This window comes from uncultured Allobosea sp. (genome assembly GCF_945956895.1).
Classification (GTDB): Bacteria; Pseudomonadota; Alphaproteobacteria; order Rhizobiales; family Beijerinckiaceae; genus Allobosea.
Genome location: NZ_CAMFJF010000017.1, coordinates 70479 through 86231 on the forward strand (window position 1 = coordinate 70479; position 15753 = coordinate 86231).

A 15753-nucleotide genomic window follows, 5' to 3' on the forward strand; every position below is an offset into this window, starting at 1 on the left:
GGAAGTGCCGCGCGCGTGGCACGCGATCGGCGCTTCCTTTGAACCTTTTCAGCCTGATTTGCAATTCAAACGTCATTGCGAGGAGCAAAGCGACGAAGCAATCCAGGGGGACGTCGAGCGCGGCCGCCCCTGGATTGCTTCGCTACGCTCGCAATGACGATGCGGTTCAGGCGGCCTTGCCGGTCGCGACCGGGCGGTCCGGGTCCTGCGTCCAGTCGGTCATCGAACCATCGTAGAGCGCGACCTCGTCGCGGCCGAGCACCTCCGACAGCACGAACCAGTTCGCCGCCGCCGAATGGCCGGTATTGCAATAGGAGACGACAGGCCCCTGCGGCACGACTGCGAAAAGCTTCTCCAGCTCGCCCGGCGCCTTGAGCTTGCCGCCCTCGAAGGCTCCGGCATAGTCGCGCTGGATCGCGCCGGGGATATGGCCGGCGCGCGCGGCCTCGGCCGATTTCTCGCGACCCTCGAAATAGCTGGGCCCGCGGGCATCGACGAGGCTCGCCTGCTTGCTTCTGGAGGCGACGAGCGTCGAATCCGCCGTGCTGCGCAAAGCCTGCTGCGCCACGACCGGGTAAGGAGCTGCGCTCTTCGGGGCCGAGGCGCCGGTCGCGACCGGGCGCTTCGGATCGGTCGTCCAGGCATTGAAGCCGCCATCGAGGATCGCCTGCTGGCCATGGCCGATGAATTTCAGCGTCCAGTAGACCCGCGCCGCTGCCGCGAAATCGGTCGCGGCGGTGCCGGCCGGAACGATGACGACATCGTCATGCGGCTTGATGCCGAGTCGCCCTGCGAGCGCGGCGAGATGATCGAGCGGCGGCAGCATGCCCGGCGCATTGCCGATCTTCGCCCGCCAGCCATCGGCGGCATAGTCGGAATGGACCGCGCCGGGGATATGCCCGGTCTCGAAGGCGGCCTTTGCGCCATCGGCTGCGGTGCGGATATCGATGATGACGAGGTTCTCGTCGCCGAGCCGCGCGGCGAGCGCGTCCGGCGTGATCAATCCGGCGAATTCAGCCCGGCTCATTCAGCGGCCTCCTTGTGCAATTCGTCGATCACTTCGAGGCTGTAGCTCATCTCGGCGGTCGCCCCGAGCATGATCGAAGCCGAACAGTATTTTTCCTTCGACAATGTGACGGCCCGCTCGGCCTTGGCCTGCGACAGTCCCTTGCCGGTAATGCGATAGGCGAGGTGGATCTTGGTGAAGACCTTGGGATCGGTCGTGGCGCGCTCGGCCTCGACATCGACCTCGCAGCCGGTGATGTTCTCGCGGCCCTTCTTGATCATGCCGACAACATCGAAGGCCGTGCAGCCGGCGAGCCCGATCAGCAGCATCTCCATCGGCCGGATGCCGAGATTGCGCCCGCCATATTCCGGCGCGCCGTCCATGATCATGGCGTGCCCGCTGCCGGCTTCGCCCATGAAGGCCATGCCATCAACCCATTTCGCGCGTGCTTTCATCGCGATCTCCTGTCGGCGTGATCCACTATGCGACAGGCATAGCCCGACCCGTCGGCCGAGGCGAGGGCGTCTTCATGCCGCTGCCGCATCCGGGGCGTCATTCTCGGGCGAAGCGAAGCGCAGACCCGAGAATCTCATGCAGGAAGGGGCGCCCCTCCGTCCTGAGATGCTCGGGTCAAGCCCGAGCATGACGGCGGGTCTCCTCACGCGGCGGCAAACAGATTTCCGTGTGTGATCCGCAGGCGAATTCGCTCGCCGATCGCCGGGGCGACCTGGCTGGCGAGGTCGACTTCCAGGCGCTTCTTCAGTCCCTCGACGGCGACCTCCGCCCGGCGCAGGGGCCCGTTGCGGCGCAGGTGCTCGACCGTGCCGGGCAGGGCCAGCGGTGTCTCGTCGACGATGCGCAGATGCTGCGGCCGGACATAGAGCGAGGCCGGGCCGCCCTGGTTCTGCGACAATCCACCCAGAACCGGCCGGTCGCCGAAGAAGGCCTGGCTGCCGACGACCTTGACCGGGAGCTTGTTCACCTCGCCCAAAAACTCGCAGATGAAGGGCGTCGCCGGGTGGTCATAGACATCGTCGGCCGAGCCGACCTGCTCGATCCGGCCTTCGTTCAGGATCGCGACGCGGTCCGCAAGCTCCAGCGCCTCTTCCTGATCATGGGTGACGAAGACGGTGGTGTGGCCGGTGCGGCCATGCAGCTCCCTGAGCCATGCCCGCAGGTCCTTGCGGACCTTGGCATCGAGCGCGCCGAAGGGTTCGTCGAGCAGCAGCACGCGCGGTTCGATGGCGAGCGCGCGCGCCAAGGCGACGCGCTGGCGCTGGCCGCCGGAGAGCTGGCTCGGATAGCGCTTCTCCAGACCCGGCAACTGAACGAGTTCGAGCAAGCCTCTGACACGCTTGCGGATTTCTTCATTGCTGGGGCGTTCGTGGCGTGGCCGGGACTTCAGCCCGAACGCAATGTTCTCGGCAACGTTCATCGTCTTGAACAGCGCGTATTGCTGGAAGACGAAGCCGATGCGGCGATCGCGCAGGGAGAGATCGCGCGTATCGGTCTCGCCGAACAGCACGCGGCCGCGATCGGCCTCTTCCAGCCCGGCGATCAGGCGCAGCAGCGTGGTCTTGCCCGAGCCGGACGGGCCGAGCAGCGCGACGAGCTCGCCCGGCTGGATGTCGAGCGAGACCCCCCGCAGCGCCGGGAAGTTCTCGAAGCGCTTTTCGATGGTCTCGATGGTGACGGCGACCGACATGGCGAGAAATCCTTCGTCTGTGGGTCAGTGGCGGCGGCTGGCGGCGATCACATCGCCATAGTGCCATTCGAGCAGGGTCTTGAACACGAGGGTGACCAGCGCCAGCCCCGCCAGCAGCGAGGCTACCGCGAAGGCGGCTGCGCCCATGTACTCGTTGTAGAGAATCTCGATATGCAGCGGCATGGTGTTGGTCAGGCCGCGGATCTTGCCCGAGACGACCGCGACCGCGCCGAATTCACCCATGGCGCGAGCGTTGCAAAGCAGGACGCCATAGAACAGGCTCCATTTCACGTTCGGCAGCGTCACGCAGAAGAACACGCGCCAGGGCGAGGCGCCGAGCGTCAGCGCCGCTTCCTCGTCGGCCGAGCCGAGCGACTGCATATGCGGGATCAGTTCGCGCGCCACGAAGGGGAAAGTGACGAAGACCGTGGCGAGAATCAGCCCCGGCAGGGCGAAGACGATCTTGAGGTCGTTGGCCTGGAGCCATGGCCCGAAATAGCCTTGCGCGCCGAAGAGCAGCACGAAGACGAGGCCCGAGATCACCGGCGAGACCGAGAAAGGCAGGTCGATCAGGCTGATCAGCAGGTCCTTGCCGCGGAACTCGAACTTGGCGATGGCCCAGGCCGCGGCGATGCCGACGACCACGTTGAAAGGCACCGCAATCGCCGCGACGAGCAGGGTCAATCGGATCGCCGCCAGCGCATCGGGCTCGGTGATCGCGGCGCGGTAGGCCTCCCAGCCCTTGGCGGCGGCCTCGACGAAGACCGTGACGAGCGGCAGCAGCAGGAAGAGCAGCAGGAAGGCGAGCGAGATCGCGATCAACACGATCTGCACGACCGGGCTTTCGCCGCGCGCCCGGCTGGTATTGCGAGGCTGCGTTGTGGAGACGGAGGGCAGGGCTGCGTCAGACATCGCCGAACCTCCGGCGGGCGCGGGCCTGGATCAGGTTGCCGCCGAGGATGAGCGTGAAGGAGATCAGCAGCATCATCGTCGCCACGACGGCCGCGCCGGCATAGTCGAACTGCTCCAGGCGGATCACGATCAGCAACGGCGCGATCTCCGAAACCATCGGCACGTTGCCGGCGATGAAGATCACCGAGCCGTATTCGCCGACGGCCCGCGCGAAGGCGAGGATCGAGCCGGTCATCAGGGCCGGCAGAATCTGGGGCAGCACCACCCGGAAGATCGTGCGGGAGCGGCTGGCGCCGAGCAGGGCTGCGGCTTCCTCGACATCGCTCTGCAGCTCTTCCAGCACAGGTTGGACGGTGCGCACCACGAAGGGCAGGCCGATGAAGATCAGCGCCACCATCACGCCAAGCGGCGTATAGGCGACCTTGCCGTCGAAGCCGAAGGAGAGATCGGTGAAGGGGATCGCGATCTTGAAGGCGAGCGGCGCGAGCAGCGAGCCGACCCAGCCGTTCGGCGCATAGATCGCCGCAAGCGAGATGCCAGCGACCGCCGTCGGCAAGGCGAAGGGCAGGTCGACCGCCGCATCGATCAGGCGTCGGCCGGGAAATTCGTAGCGCACCAGCACCCAGGCCAGGATCAGGCCGAATACGGCGTTGACCAGCGCAGCGAACAGTGCCGCCGTGAAGGAGAGCTTGAGCGCGGCCAATGTCCGCGGCGAGGTCGCCACCGCCCAGATATCTGCCGGGCCGGCACTGGCGGCCTTGAGGAAAAGCGCCGCCAGCGGGATGAGTACGATCAGCGACAACGCCGTCACCGTGATGCCGAGCGCCAGCCCGAAGCCGGGCAGGATGCTCGGCTCGCGCCAGCGGAAGGTCGTCGTCGCCGCCGTCATGGACAGGTCCTCAGCGTGCCGGCTTGTAGAGCTGGTCGAAGGTTCCGCCATCGCCGAAATGGGTCGGCTGCGCCTTCTTCCAGCCGCCGAAGGCGTCATCGATCGTCACCAGTTCGACCTTCGGGAAATTGGCGATGTCCTTGGCGTCGGCGGCTTCGGGGTTGCGCGGCCGATAGAAGTTGCGGGCGATGATCGCCTGCCCCTTCGGCGAATAGAGGAATTCGAGATAGGCCTGCGCCTGCTCGCGGGTCTTCTTGGCGTCGACATTGGCATCGACCAGCGCGACCGGCGGCTCGGCCAGGATCGACAGGCTCGGCACCACGATGTCGAACTTGTCGGCGCCGAACTCCTTCAGGGCGAGGAAGGCCTCGTTCTCCCAGGACAGGAAGACGTCGCCGATGCCGCGCTGGGTGAAGGTCGTGGTCGCGCCACGCGCGCCGGTGTCGAGCACCGGGACATTGGCGAGCAGCTTGCCGATATAGTCGCGCACCTTCGCCTCGTCCTTGTTGAAGGCCTTCTCGGCATAGGCCCAGGCGGCGAGGTAGTTCCAGCGCGCCCCGCCCGAGGTCTTCGGGTTCGGTGTGATGACCTGCACGCCGGGCTTCACCAGATCGCCCCAGTCCTTGATCGCCTTCGGATTACCCTTGCGGACGAGGAAGACGATCGTCGAGGTATAGGGCGAGGAATTATGCGGCAGGCGCTTCTGCCAGTCGAGCGGGAGCTTCTTCGAGCGCTCGGCGACCGCGTCGATGTCCCCGGCCAGCGCCAGCGTCACGACATCGGCATTGAGCCCGTCGATCACGGTGCGGGCCTGCGCGCCGGAGCCGCCATGCGACTGGCGGATCGTGCTGATCTTCTTGTCAGGGTGCTTTGCGTTCCACGCGGCGATGAAGGCCGCGTTGATCTCGCGATAGAGCTCGCGGGTCGGGTCATAGGAGACGTTGAGGAGCTCGGTCTGGGCGCGGGCCCCGGCGACGACGCCGAAGCAGAGCGTGAAGGCTCCCAGAACCAATCCGGCCCGGAGGAGGCGGCTATAAACGGGTCGCGTCATGTCAGGGCTCCGTTGGTTCACGGCGAGGCTCGGATGAGGCGTCGATCCGTTCTTAAAAACAAACGAAACGTACTGAATTATCGTCCTTACCTCAATGACCTAGCGCAAACAACGCCTTCCAAACTTGGGGGCCGGAGGAGAAAACGCATCTCCGGCGATGGCGTTCCATCTGGCGACGAAGCCGGGCCACAGTCAGGCGCGGCGGCGATCTTCCGCCGGATTCGCGGCGGACAGCGCAGGGCCGAAGGCATGGCCGAGCAGGACGAGGACGGGGCCGCTTGCCGGCAATTCGCCGAGCCGTTCCGGCAGGTCGGCGATGGTCGCGGCGACGCGCTTCTCGTCCGGCCGGGTGGCCGCGAGCACGGCGACGGCCGGGGTCTGCGGATCGAGCCCGGCGGCGATGGCGCGCTCGCGGAAGCCGGGCAGGGTGGCGCGGGCCATGTAGACCACGGTCGAGGCGGCAGGGTCGGCCATGGCGCGCCAGTCGAGATCATCGGGCAGTTCGCCCTTGCGCGAATGGCCGGTGACGAATTGCAGGCGCCGCGCATGGTCGCGATGGGTCAATGACAGGCCGAGCGAGGCGGCTGCCCCCTGCGCCGCCGAGATGCCGGGCACGAGCGCGACCGGAATACCGGCCGCCTGACAGGCCTCGATCTCCTCGCCGGCGCGGCCGAAGATGCCGGGATCGCCGCCCTTGAGGCGCACGACATGCTTGCCCTGCGACGCCAGCGAGACGATCAGCGCGTTGATGTCGCCCTGCTTCACCGAGGGGCCGTAGCCGGTCTTGCCGACGAGCATGCGCTTGGCCTCGCGCCGCGCCAGCTCCAGCACGCCGGGCGAGACGAGATCGTCATAGAGGATGATGTCGGCGCTCTGCAGGGCGCGGATGGCCTTCAGCGTCAGCAATTCCGGGTCGCCCGGACCGGCGCCGACCAGCGTGACACGGCCTTTGCCGTCATGGGTGGCCTCGATCCTGGAGAGCTTCGCGAAAAGCTCGGCCTCGTCATCGAGATTCGGCGTGCGTTCCGGCTCGGCCATGGCCTTGCCGGCGAAGAGTTCCCAGAAGCTGCGCCGCAGCGCGAAGGGCAATTCGCGGGCCTGGACCGCCGGGCGCCAGTCGGCCGCGGCCTGCGCCCAGCTCTTCAAGCCCGCCGGCAGCAGCGCCTCGATCTTGGTGCGGATCGCCTGTCCGAAGACCGGAGCCGCGCCATCCGTGGAGACGGCAACGATCAGCGGTGAGCGGTTGACCAGCGCGCCAAAGGCGAAATCGCAATGATCGGGCTTGTCGACGATATTGACCGGCACGCTCGCCTGCCGAGCCGCCGCGACGAAAGCCCGGACCGCATCGGCATCGTCGAGGTCGGCAACCGCGATCGCCGCATCGGTGAGATCATCAGCCTGCCAGGCGCGGTGGTGCACATGCACGCGGCCGCCGATTTCGCCTTGTGCCAATCCTGCGAACAGAGCCTCCGCGCCATCGGCGAAGATGTGCAGCTCGGCTCCCGCCGCCGCGAGCAATTCAGCCTTCCACAGCGCGCCTTCGGTTCCGCCGGCGAGCACGACCTTGCGCCCGTCCAGCTTGTGGAAGAGCGGCAGCGTCGCCAGCGGCTCGATGCGGGCCGCAGTGGATTCGGGCTGTCTTTCGGTCATCGGGTCGTCGCTACGGCCTTCTCGTCTACCGCACGGTGCCCGCCGCCGGCCGGCGGCATCAGCAGCCACAGCGCGGCCAGTGCCAGGATGATAAGGCGAAAGCAAAGATCGAACCAGCGTCCGCGTGCTTCGCCCGCGGATTGATGCGGCGACAGCGTCTCGAACGCGGTGTCCGATCCGTCCCCGTCGATGGGCGTGGCGATGCGGACACGCTCGATGGAACCATGGGGCGCGGTCGAGATGGTCATGCTCACTCCGCTGCGATGAGGGCCGCAGCTCTTGCGGCCCGGCGCTGGTCGAGGACGTTGCGGCTGCTCTCGCCATAGCCGCGCTGGTAGGTCGCGCTGAACGAATCCCGGGCATGCAGCCATTGCGGTACCGGCTGGCGTGCGGCGTTCGCCTCTGGCAGCTCGATCGTGTCGAAGCCGCAGGACAGGGCATAGGCGAACTGGTCGGCGATCAGCGGGCCGCTGGCGCGGATTTCCCCTGCGAAGCCGGCGCGCCGGATCTGGCGAGCCAGGCTGAAGCCGCGCCCGTCCGAGTAAGCGGGGAAGGCGATGGCGACGAGCGCGAGCCGCGGCAGGAAGGGCGCGAGCGCGGCGAAGGCAATGTTGTTGGGGATCAGCACGCCGATCACCTGCGCGGGCTCCTGTGTATCGAGCGCCTCGACGAGCACCTCCCAGGGCACGAGCGCGGCCGGGATATTGCCGATCGCCGCGCCCTCGCTGCGGGTCCAGCGCTCCTCGGCACTTCCGTTCCGGTCAAGCAGCGGCACGGGCGGTCTCCTGGAAGGCGGCCTTAAAGGGTGCGAGGCCGATGCGGCGGACATTGTCGATGAAGCTCTCACCCTCGCTGCGCGCGGCGAGATAGACGCCGACGATCCGCTCGATCGCATCCGGCACCTCCTCGGCGGCGAGACCAGGGCCCAAAATCTCGCCGATCGCGGCATTCTCGGTTGCGTCGCCGCCGAGCGTGATCTGGTAGGATTCGATGCCGCGCTTCTCCAGGCCGAGAATGCCGATATGGCCGACATGGTGGTGGCCGCAGGCATTGATGCAGCCGGAGATCTTGATGCCGAGCGGCCCGATCTCGCGCTGGCGGGCTTCATCCGCGAAACGGCTCTGGATCGCCTGCGCGATCGGGATCGAGCGCGCCGTCGCCAGCGCGCAATAGTCGAGGCCCGGGCAGGAGATGATGTCGGTGACGAGCCCGACATTCGCCGTGGCGAGCCCCGCCTCGCCGAGCTCCTTCCAGATCGCGAAGAGGTCGCGCAGGCGCACATGCGGCAGCACGAGATTCTGCGCATGGGTGACGCGCAACTCGTCGAAGGAGTAGCGCTCGGCGAGGTCGGCGACGCGGCGCATCTGCTCGCTGGTGGCATCGCCCGGCGCCTGACCGGTCGGCTTCAGCGAGATCGTCAGCGCGGTATAGCCCGGCGCCTTGTGCGGGATCGTGTTGACCTCGACCCAGCGGGCGAAGGCCGGGTTCGCGGCCTTCGCCGCCTCCAGCGTGTTGCTGACGGCCGGCAGCGTCTCGTAGCGCGGCGGCGCGAAATAGGCGGCGATGCGCGCGACCTCTTCCGGATCGGCATTGATCGATGGGCCGTCGAGCAGGGCGAATTCGGCCTCGACGCGGCGGGTAAATTCCTCGGCGCCGATCTCGTGGACGAGGATCTTGACGCGCGCCTTGTACTTGTTGTCGCGCCGGCCCTCGAGATTATAGACCCGCATGATCGCCTCGAGATAGGCGAGCAGGTCCTTCTTCGGCAGGTAGTCGCGCACGACCTTGCCGATCATCGGCGTGCGGCCGAGCCCGCCGCCGACGCTGATCTCATAGCAGGTCTCATGCGTGTCGGGATGGCGGCGCAGGCGCAGGCCGATATCGTGCGCCTTGATCACGGCCCGGTCAGCTTCGGCGCCTGTCACCGCGATCTTGAACTTGCGCGGCAGGTAGCTGAATTCTGGATGGGCCGAGGACCATTGCCGGATCAGTTCGGCGGTCGGGCGCGGGTCCTCGATCTCGTCCTGCGCCACGCCGGCGAAATGGTCGGCCGTGACGTTGCGGATGCAGTTGCCGGAGGTCTGGATGCAATGCATCTCGACATCGGCCAGCAGCCCGAGAATGGCGGGCACGTCGCGCAGCTTCGGCCAGTTGAACTGCAGGTTCTGGCGCGTGGTGAAATGGCCGTAGCCACGGTCATAGCGCTCGCCGATCAGCGCGAGCTGGCGCAGTTGCCGCGAGTTCAGCGTGCCATAGGGCACGGCGATGCGCAGCATATAGGCGTGGAGTTGGAGATAGACGCCGTTCTTGAGCCGGAGCGGCTTGAACTCGTCCTCGGTCAGCGAGCCGTCGAGCCGGCGCGCCACCTGATCGGTGAACTGGGCCACCCGCTCCCGGACGAAACGCTCGTCGAATTCGTCGTAACGATACATGAAATCAGCCCTTCGGCGCGGAGGCGATGCCTTCACCGGCCTGCTTGCCGAGATCGGGACGATTGCTGGGGCCGAGCGTCTTGAAGCGCTCGCGGAAATGGCGCGGCACGGGGCTGCCGCTCTCGATGGCGACATCGACGAGATAGGCATCGACGACCTTGTTGTCGCGCAGCTCGGCGGCCGCGAAGGCTTCGAGCTTTTCGGCCGCTGTATCGTCAGCCGCGACCAGCGCGAGCGCGGGATCGCGCGTCCAGGCCAGCGGGCCGGCGCCGTCAATGAAGGCGAAGACGACATCGCCGTCGAGCAGGTCGTTGGCGAGGAGGATCGCCGGCAGGGGAACGCGTTTCGCAGCAGCGGCCATCACGCGGCCTCCGCCAGTGTCAGCGTCAGCCCGTCGAGATCGTCGGCCCAGATGATCTGGCAGGAGAGACGGGAGGTCGCCTCGATCAGCGGCAACTCGTCGAGCGCGTCGATTTCCTCGTCGCGCGGCTCGGGCAGCTTTCCGGCCCATTCCTGCGCGACGATGACATGGCAGGTGCCGCAATCGCAGGAGCCGCCGCAGACGCCCTCGATGCCGACCTTGTAGTCGCGCAGGATTTCCATGACCCGCCAGCCTTCCACGGCTTCGAGTTCATGGCTGCGGCCCTGTCGATCGATGACGTTGAGAACTGCCACGATAACGCCCATCCCCGTTCGGTCTTTCGAACAGAGGTTTTACGCTATGGGCGGGGTATCGCTCAATTCACATCAGGTAGTCGGTTTTTTCGAATTATCAGAGCGCTAGAGTAGAATTATCCTGAAGAGCGGATTTTCGGCCGATCTGCCGCAAAATTATGCCATCCGGGCAGCGTCTCGCAGTGAACGCGAGATACTGCCCGGTGCTGGCCTGTGCGTCAGGCGCTTTTCAGGATCGTCTCGACGATTTCCTGCACATCGAACGCTTCGCGCAGCGTCGCGAGATGATGCGGCTCGCCGCGGGTCAGCTTCGCCACGCCTTCGAGCTGCCGGCGCAGCGCCAGCGGGCGCGCCTCGTTCTGGGAAAGCGCCTCCGGATCGGGCTGCCAGGTTCCGTCGGGAAGGCGGCGCTCGGCACGCGACCAGTCGCAGAGCCGGACCGCGCCCTTGTCCCCCTCGAGCGTCCAGACGTTATGGTCGTCTTTCGTCGTCGTGCCGACGCTTCCGCTCAACGTCACGGGCAGGGCGCCTGCCGTCAACGTCGCCTCGATCCGGCGCTCGCTTTTGCCGGCCTCGGGATAGGCAGCCTTGGCGGCAAGGCCGGCGAAAGGACCGGCGATGCGGCGGGTCAGGAACAGGAAATGTGAGACGACCTCGCGGGTGAAGCCGCCCTGTGCCGTGCGGTCGAGCCAGCCGGCCGCATCGACCTGCCAGGAGCGTGGCCAGTTCGCGAAGGCGACCTCGATCGTGACATGCTGCGGCGTGCCGACCGCGCCGGACTCGATCCATTCCCGCAGGCGCGCGACCGCCGGCGAGGAGGCGAAAGGAAAGTTCACCGCGCCGCGTGCGCCAGCCTGGTCCACGAATGCGCGGGCATCGTCGACATCGACAGCCAGCGGCTTCTCGCAGAACACGGCCTTGCCGGCAGCGAGCGCCGCGCGGGCATGACCGAGATGGGAGGAGGGAGGCGAGGCGATGTAGACGCAGTCGCTCGCTGCGATCAGGTTCGCGGCGTCCGGCTGATGCGCCACCGACGGCAATGCCGCGCCGATCCGCGCCATCGCCTCAGCGGAAGGGTCCCAGATGCCGGAGACGCGAAGCGCTGTCGTGGATTGGTCGAGGGCGGCGCGCAGCATGCGCTCGCCCATGATGCCGGCGCCGATGAGGCCAAGGGAAATCGGGGTATCGGTCATGGGTCTCTCGCTCGCCGGATCTTCGGGCTGGCTGCTGTTTCCCCGGAGAGGAGCCGCTTGTCCAGTGGTTCGGCTCCGGCGGCGAGATCGACGTTCGGTTCGCATGAGCGCAGGGCAGGGGCTCCTGCCTCGCCGCGCGGTTGACGCTTCCCGCAGCGCTGCCGCATGACACGGGGCTCGACTGAAGGAGGCCCGCCCCATGAAAGCCGTCGTCTACGAAGCCTTCGGGCAGGCCCCCGAACTGCGCATCCTGCCGGACCCGACGCCGGAGCCGCACAGCGTCATCATCAAGGTCGAGGCGACCGGCCTGTGCCGCAGCGACTGGCATGGCTGGGTCGGCCACGATCCCGATATCCGCCTGCCGCATGTGCCGGGCCATGAGCTGGCAGGAGTCATCGCCGCGGTCGGCCGCAGCGTCGTGCGCTTCCGCGAGGGGGACCGCGTCACCGTGCCCTTCGTCTCGGGCTGCGGCTCCTGCCCGCAATGCCATTCCGGCAACCAGCAGGTCTGCGACGACCAGTTCCAGCCCGGCTTCACCCATTGGGGTTCGTTCGCGGAATATGTCCGCATCGACCGGGCCGATTTCAACCTCGTGCGGCTGCCCGAGGAGATCGATTTCGCCACGGCCGCCAGCCTCGGCTGCCGCTTCGTGACCTCGTTCCGCGCCGTGGTCGACCAGGGCAAGGTTACGGGCGGGCAATGGGTCGCCGTTCACGGCTGCGGCGGCGTCGGCCTCTCCGCGATCATGATCGCCAATGCGCTGGGCGCGAATGTCGTCGCCATCGACATCTCGGATGACAAATTGCGCCTCGCCCGGGAGGTCGGCGCCGCGGTGACGATCAACGCCAAGACCCAGCCCGATGTCGTTGCCGCCGTGCGCGATGCCACGGGCGGCGGCGCCCATGTCTCGCTCGATGCGCTCGGCTCTCCCCAGACCTGCTTCAACTCGGTGGCGAACCTGCGCAAGCGCGGCAAGCATATCCAGGTCGGGCTGCTGCTGGCGGAGCAGGCGACGCCGCCGATCCCGATGGCGCAGGTCATCGCCCACGAGCTCGAAATCCTCGGCAGCCACGGCATGCAGGCGCATCGCTACGGCGCGATGCTCGACATGATCAGCGCCGGCAAGCTCACCCCGCAGCAGCTCGTCGGCCGCCGCATCGACCTCGCCGAATCGATCCCCGCCCTGATGGCGATGGACCGCTTCGAGGGCACGGGCGTGACGATCATCGACCGGTTCTGAGGGCGAGGCGAGAGAGGTGAGGGAGCCTCGACGCCTTTTACGCAGGAGAACCGCGACACCTCTTTCCTTCTCCCGGATGGGAGAAGGTGGCCCGGAGGGCCGGATGAGGGCCTGCCGTTCCAACAGAAGGCGAGGCGGCACCGTTGCGCTCAGGCGATCAACGGCAGGCCCTCACCCCTGCCCCTCTCCCATCCGGGAGAGGGGTTCCCCGCGCATGTTTTGCGAGGGCGGTGAGATCACGCCCCGCCCCGCGCGCTCTCCCCAGCGACGCGGGCCTCGGCCTGCGCGATCGCCTCGTCGGGATCGAGCCCGTTGGCGCGGTTCTGCACCGTGTAGGCGAACGACCTGCGGGTATCGTCCGGCATCGCCCGCAAGACGGCGAGGAAGCAGGCGCCGCGCGCATCCTGGCAGGCGCGCATCCGCTTGCAGGTCCTGTTCGGGCAGACACGGAAGATTTCGAGCTGGTCGGTCAGCCGGCGAAACAGGGCGGATCGCGCCCTCTGGCAGCTCTCGAAATCGGTGATCGGCGGGATAGCGGCGGGGGTGTTCCGGCGTTTCGGCATGGCGGGTCTCCCTCGGGTCAGGCACGCAGGATCGTCCGCCCGCGCGGCTGCGCGGCGGGGTCGCAAGGGTGGCTAGACAGGGCTGGCGGAGCGCCGCGAGGCGCGAGGGAAATCCGCAACCGTTGAGCCAGGCTGCGGCGCGGCGGGATTGAGCCACCCGTCGCACGCCCCGTGGCGCCAAGCAGGCAAGTTTACGCAGCCTGCGAACACTTGGCTGCGCGCTCCGGCGATTTTGGGCTCCGGGCCGCGCTTATCGGGCCGGGCAGTTCAGGATGGGCGGGTTTCGACGCCAGTGTCCCTTACGGGAGCGTCGCGTCGTCGCCATACCCATCGTCAATGGCCGGCCGTTCCCAGCGAGCTCCTCGCACAGGGACCGTAGTGTCCCATGCAGACAAGCTTGCGCAGTCTGCATCACTTTTGAGTTGAAAGACGCCGCCGCAGGCGGCGGCTTTCGGCGGTGCCCCGAAGCCTCCCGGGAGCAGGGCGTGCCCCCCGCCCGCAGGCGCCGACCCTCACCCAACCTCCAGCATACCTCCGGATGGCCGCCCCGTTTGGGTGATGGGCGAGGGCAGGATAGGGCGGGTGATTAGGAGCGGGGATAAGTTCGCTGCTGGAACCGCTTCCGTCACGGTCGGGACAAGCCCGGGCATGACGATAGCGATCCATTTGCAAGTGAAATTGAGGTGGGCGCAGCCCCCCACCAACATGCAGTCGAATTTTACGCAAAGGCAATTTCGTGAAGCCGGCTTAATCACACCTTGATTTGTCGCTCGATAATAGCAAATTTGCTCGTTAATAAAAATATTCGGGAGGATGTGTGTGACGACAGTTGCCCAAGCCTACTTCCATATAAGGCAAGTCCGCTTAGATGATACTCGACTCAGGGGGCTTGGAGATCTGGCGTCATCGCTATCCGCAGAGGCGGCTTCAGGACTCTATCCGCCTGATTCAGTTATTGAGGTTCGGCTTTCAGAAGGAAGTTTAAAAGGCTGGATAACTGTAGGTGGTATCGCAATTGCAGCCTATGGCGTGATTGCGGATTACAAAGGATTCAAGGAGAGTATTCTGGAATTAAATTCCGATGCTAAAATATTCAGTGAAATAGTAATACAAAAATTTATAGAGAAGAGTGATTTGGGTGGGGGGCAAATATATCGCAAGGAGAGAAGAACAAAAACACCGGGCCGCATAAAGCGCCTGATTGAGAGGCGTGAGCGGCTGAACGAGCACCGCAGCGAGCTCTCGAAAAGTATCATCGATCGAGAAAATATTGAGATTGAAATGCTACTTCAGGAAATATTAACTGAAGTTGATCCTTCTGAGAGGGCTATTGTTAGGAAATTGCTCGGAGAAAGCCAGCTTCCGGACCTCCCAACGGACACCGCTCGAATAGCCATTACTTCACCGCGTCACGAGCAGCTTTCAATGATTGACGAACGAGGCGCGACCGAGCTCGAACCGCTAGCTGACTACATCCATCGCTTCCGATTGTCAGATGGCCCTTCGCCGAGTCCGTCACCAAAGCTACGCGGTGGCCTGCTAGGTGGGTCAAATCCCGAGCTTGGGGCGGCGGGGACATTGACTGCACGCGATCCCAAATAGAGCTACTCCGCCGCCTGTCTCGCGACCGTCTTGCCCTTCTTGATCGGCCGCCGCTCCAGCACTTCCTTCAAAAACCGCGCGGTGTGGCCCTTGCCGATGCGGACGATGTCCTCCGGCGTGCCCTCGGCCACCACGGTGCCGCCGCCGTCGCCGCCTTCGGGACCCATGTCGATCACCCAGTCGGCGGTCTTCACCACCTCGAGATTGTGCTCGATCACCACCACCGAATTGCCCTGGTCGACCAGCTCGTGCAGCACCTCCATGAGCTTGGCGACATCGTGGAAATGCAGGCCGGTCGTCGGCTCGTCCAAGATGTAGAGCGTGCGGCCGGTGGCGCGCTTCGACAGCTCCTTGGAGAGCTTGACGCGCTGCGCCTCGCCGCCCGAGAGCGTCGTCGCCTGCTGGCCGACCTTGACATAGTCCAGCCCGACGCGGTGCAGCGTCTCCATCTTGTCGCGGATCGAGGGCACGGCCTTGAACAGGATCTTGGCCTCCTCGACCGACATGTCGAGCACGTCGGCGATCGATTTGTCGCGATACTTCACTTCGAGCGTCTCGCGGTCGTAGCGCTTGCCCTTGCAGACGTCGCAGGTGACGTAGACATCCGGCAGGAAGTGCATCTCGATCTTGATGACGCCGTCGCCCTGGCAGGCCTCGCAGCGGCCGCCCTTGACGTTGAACGAGAAGCGCCCGGCCTGATAGCCGCGCGCCTTCGCCTCCGGCAGGCCGGCGAACCATTCGCGGATCGGCGTGAAGGCGCCGGTATAGGTCGCGGGGTTGGAGCGCGGCGTGCGGCCGATCGGCGACTGGTCGATGTCGATGACCTTGTCGAGAT

General features: G+C 66.1%; 17 protein-coding genes. 2 read left to right on the forward strand and 15 right to left on the reverse strand.

Annotated elements, in window-relative coordinates:
• Positions 1–166: 166 nt before the first annotated feature.
• The 13 genes from Q0Q02_RS12330 to Q0Q02_RS12390 all read right to left on the reverse strand — a co-directional run bounded on the left by Q0Q02_RS12330 (position 167) and on the right by Q0Q02_RS12390 (position 11513).
• The gene (locus Q0Q02_RS12330) at positions 167–1027 is read right to left on the reverse strand and encodes a sulfurtransferase (protein WP_293809780.1); all 861 of its coding nucleotides are present in this window, start codon (positions 1025–1027) and stop codon (positions 167–169) included.
• Positions 1024–1461: an OsmC family protein gene (locus Q0Q02_RS12335; protein WP_293809782.1), complete on the reverse strand. Its 438-nt coding sequence runs from the start codon at positions 1459–1461 to the stop codon at positions 1024–1026. Before Q0Q02_RS12335 ends, Q0Q02_RS12330 begins: the two co-directional genes overlap by 4 nt.
• Positions 1462–1664: 203 nt before the next feature.
• Entirely contained in the window at positions 1665–2711 is a 1047-nt protein-coding gene (locus tag Q0Q02_RS12340; RefSeq protein ID WP_293809784.1) for a sulfate/molybdate ABC transporter ATP-binding protein, read from the reverse strand.
• A gap of 24 nt (positions 2712–2735) precedes the next feature.
• Positions 2736–3623 (reverse strand): sulfate ABC transporter permease subunit CysW, encoded by an 888-nt coding sequence (gene cysW, locus Q0Q02_RS12345; protein WP_293809786.1) that lies wholly within the window; start codon positions 3621–3623, stop codon positions 2736–2738.
• Positions 3616–4512, reverse strand: a complete 897-nt coding sequence (locus Q0Q02_RS12350; RefSeq protein ID WP_293809788.1) for a sulfate ABC transporter permease subunit CysT — start codon at positions 4510–4512, stop codon at positions 3616–3618. Before Q0Q02_RS12350 ends, cysW begins: the two co-directional genes overlap by 8 nt.
• 10 nt (positions 4513–4522) lie before the next feature.
• Complete coding sequence (locus Q0Q02_RS12355) at positions 4523–5563, reverse strand: sulfate ABC transporter substrate-binding protein (protein WP_293809790.1); 1041 nt, start codon at positions 5561–5563, stop codon at positions 4523–4525.
• A gap of 192 nt (positions 5564–5755) precedes the next feature.
• A complete protein-coding gene (gene cysG / locus Q0Q02_RS12360) occupies positions 5756–7213 on the reverse strand; it encodes a siroheme synthase CysG (RefSeq protein ID WP_293809792.1) in 1458 nt (485 codons plus the stop codon).
• Positions 7210–7461 (reverse strand): hypothetical protein, encoded by a 252-nt coding sequence (locus Q0Q02_RS12365; protein ID WP_293809794.1) that lies wholly within the window; start codon positions 7459–7461, stop codon positions 7210–7212. The genes cysG and Q0Q02_RS12365 overlap by 4 nt, the downstream gene beginning before the upstream one ends.
• Positions 7462–7463: 2 nt before the next feature.
• Positions 7464–7988, reverse strand: a complete 525-nt coding sequence (locus tag Q0Q02_RS12370) for a DUF934 domain-containing protein (RefSeq protein ID WP_293809796.1) — start codon at positions 7986–7988, stop codon at positions 7464–7466.
• On the reverse strand, positions 7975–9645 hold the full coding sequence (locus Q0Q02_RS12375; RefSeq protein WP_293809798.1) for a nitrite/sulfite reductase: 1671 nt from the start codon (positions 9643–9645) through the stop codon (positions 7975–7977). The genes Q0Q02_RS12370 and Q0Q02_RS12375 overlap by 14 nt, the downstream gene beginning before the upstream one ends.
• 4 nt (positions 9646–9649) lie before the next feature.
• Positions 9650–10006 (reverse strand): DUF2849 domain-containing protein, encoded by a 357-nt coding sequence (locus Q0Q02_RS12380; protein WP_293809799.1) that lies wholly within the window; start codon positions 10004–10006, stop codon positions 9650–9652.
• Positions 10006–10320: a 2Fe-2S iron-sulfur cluster-binding protein gene (locus Q0Q02_RS12385; protein WP_257732935.1), complete on the reverse strand. Its 315-nt coding sequence runs from the start codon at positions 10318–10320 to the stop codon at positions 10006–10008. Before Q0Q02_RS12385 ends, Q0Q02_RS12380 begins: the two co-directional genes overlap by 1 nt.
• Positions 10321–10538: 218 nt before the next feature.
• Positions 10539–11513 carry a Gfo/Idh/MocA family oxidoreductase gene (locus Q0Q02_RS12390; RefSeq protein ID WP_293809801.1) on the reverse strand — a complete coding sequence of 325 codons (975 nt, stop codon included), beginning with the start codon at positions 11511–11513 and terminating at the stop codon, positions 10539–10541.
• 199 nt (positions 11514–11712) lie between these two features.
• Between Q0Q02_RS12390 and Q0Q02_RS12395 the strand changes: the two genes are divergently transcribed.
• Positions 11713–12753, forward strand: a complete 1041-nt coding sequence (locus Q0Q02_RS12395; protein WP_293809803.1) for a zinc-dependent alcohol dehydrogenase family protein — start codon at positions 11713–11715, stop codon at positions 12751–12753.
• A gap of 236 nt (positions 12754–12989) precedes the next feature.
• On the opposite strand, the gene Q0Q02_RS12400 is transcribed toward Q0Q02_RS12395, so the two are convergent.
• Positions 12990–13316, reverse strand: a complete 327-nt coding sequence (locus Q0Q02_RS12400; protein WP_293809805.1) for a hypothetical protein — start codon at positions 13314–13316, stop codon at positions 12990–12992.
• Positions 13317–14135: 819 nt separating this feature from the next.
• Here Q0Q02_RS12400 and Q0Q02_RS12405 point away from each other — a divergent pair.
• Entirely contained in the window at positions 14136–14918 is a 783-nt protein-coding gene (locus tag Q0Q02_RS12405; RefSeq protein WP_293809807.1) for a hypothetical protein, read from the forward strand.
• Between the two features lie 2 nt (positions 14919–14920).
• On the opposite strand, the gene Q0Q02_RS12410 is transcribed toward Q0Q02_RS12405, so the two are convergent.
• Positions 14921–15753: ATP-binding cassette domain-containing protein (locus Q0Q02_RS12410; RefSeq protein WP_293809808.1), on the reverse strand; the 833-nt coding region annotated here is incomplete at its 5' end.

Bases quoted from the DNA above. Each gene is read 5' to 3' on its own strand.
- Q0Q02_RS12380 (WP_293809799.1), bottom strand. From the start codon at position 10,006: ATGGCCGCTGCTGCGAAACGCGTTCCCCTGCCGGCGATCCTCCTCGCC.
- Q0Q02_RS12330 (WP_293809780.1), bottom strand. From the start codon at position 1,027: ATGAGCCGGGCTGAATTCGCCGGATTGATCACGCCGGACGCGCTCGCC.
- Q0Q02_RS12350 (WP_293809788.1), bottom strand. From the start codon at position 4,512: ATGACGGCGGCGACGACGACCTTCCGCTGGCGCGAGCCGAGCATCCTG.
- cysW (WP_293809786.1), bottom strand. From the start codon at position 3,623: ATGTCTGACGCAGCCCTGCCCTCCGTCTCCACAACGCAGCCTCGCAAT.
- cysG (WP_293809792.1), bottom strand. From the start codon at position 7,213: ATGACCGAAAGACAGCCCGAATCCACTGCGGCCCGCATCGAGCCGCTG.
- Q0Q02_RS12400 (WP_293809805.1), bottom strand. From the start codon at position 13,316: ATGCCGAAACGCCGGAACACCCCCGCCGCTATCCCGCCGATCACCGAT.
- Q0Q02_RS12390 (WP_293809801.1), bottom strand. From the start codon at position 11,513: ATGACCGATACCCCGATTTCCCTTGGCCTCATCGGCGCCGGCATCATG.
- Q0Q02_RS12365 (WP_293809794.1), bottom strand. From the start codon at position 7,461: ATGACCATCTCGACCGCGCCCCATGGTTCCATCGAGCGTGTCCGCATC.
- Q0Q02_RS12355 (WP_293809790.1), bottom strand. From the start codon at position 5,563: ATGACGCGACCCGTTTATAGCCGCCTCCTCCGGGCCGGATTGGTTCTG.
- Q0Q02_RS12335 (WP_293809782.1), bottom strand. From the start codon at position 1,461: ATGAAAGCACGCGCGAAATGGGTTGATGGCATGGCCTTCATGGGCGAA.
- Q0Q02_RS12340 (WP_293809784.1), bottom strand. From the start codon at position 2,711: ATGTCGGTCGCCGTCACCATCGAGACCATCGAAAAGCGCTTCGAGAAC.
- Q0Q02_RS12375 (WP_293809798.1), bottom strand. From the start codon at position 9,645: ATGTATCGTTACGACGAATTCGACGAGCGTTTCGTCCGGGAGCGGGTG.
- Q0Q02_RS12395 (WP_293809803.1), top strand. From the start codon at position 11,713: ATGAAAGCCGTCGTCTACGAAGCCTTCGGGCAGGCCCCCGAACTGCGC.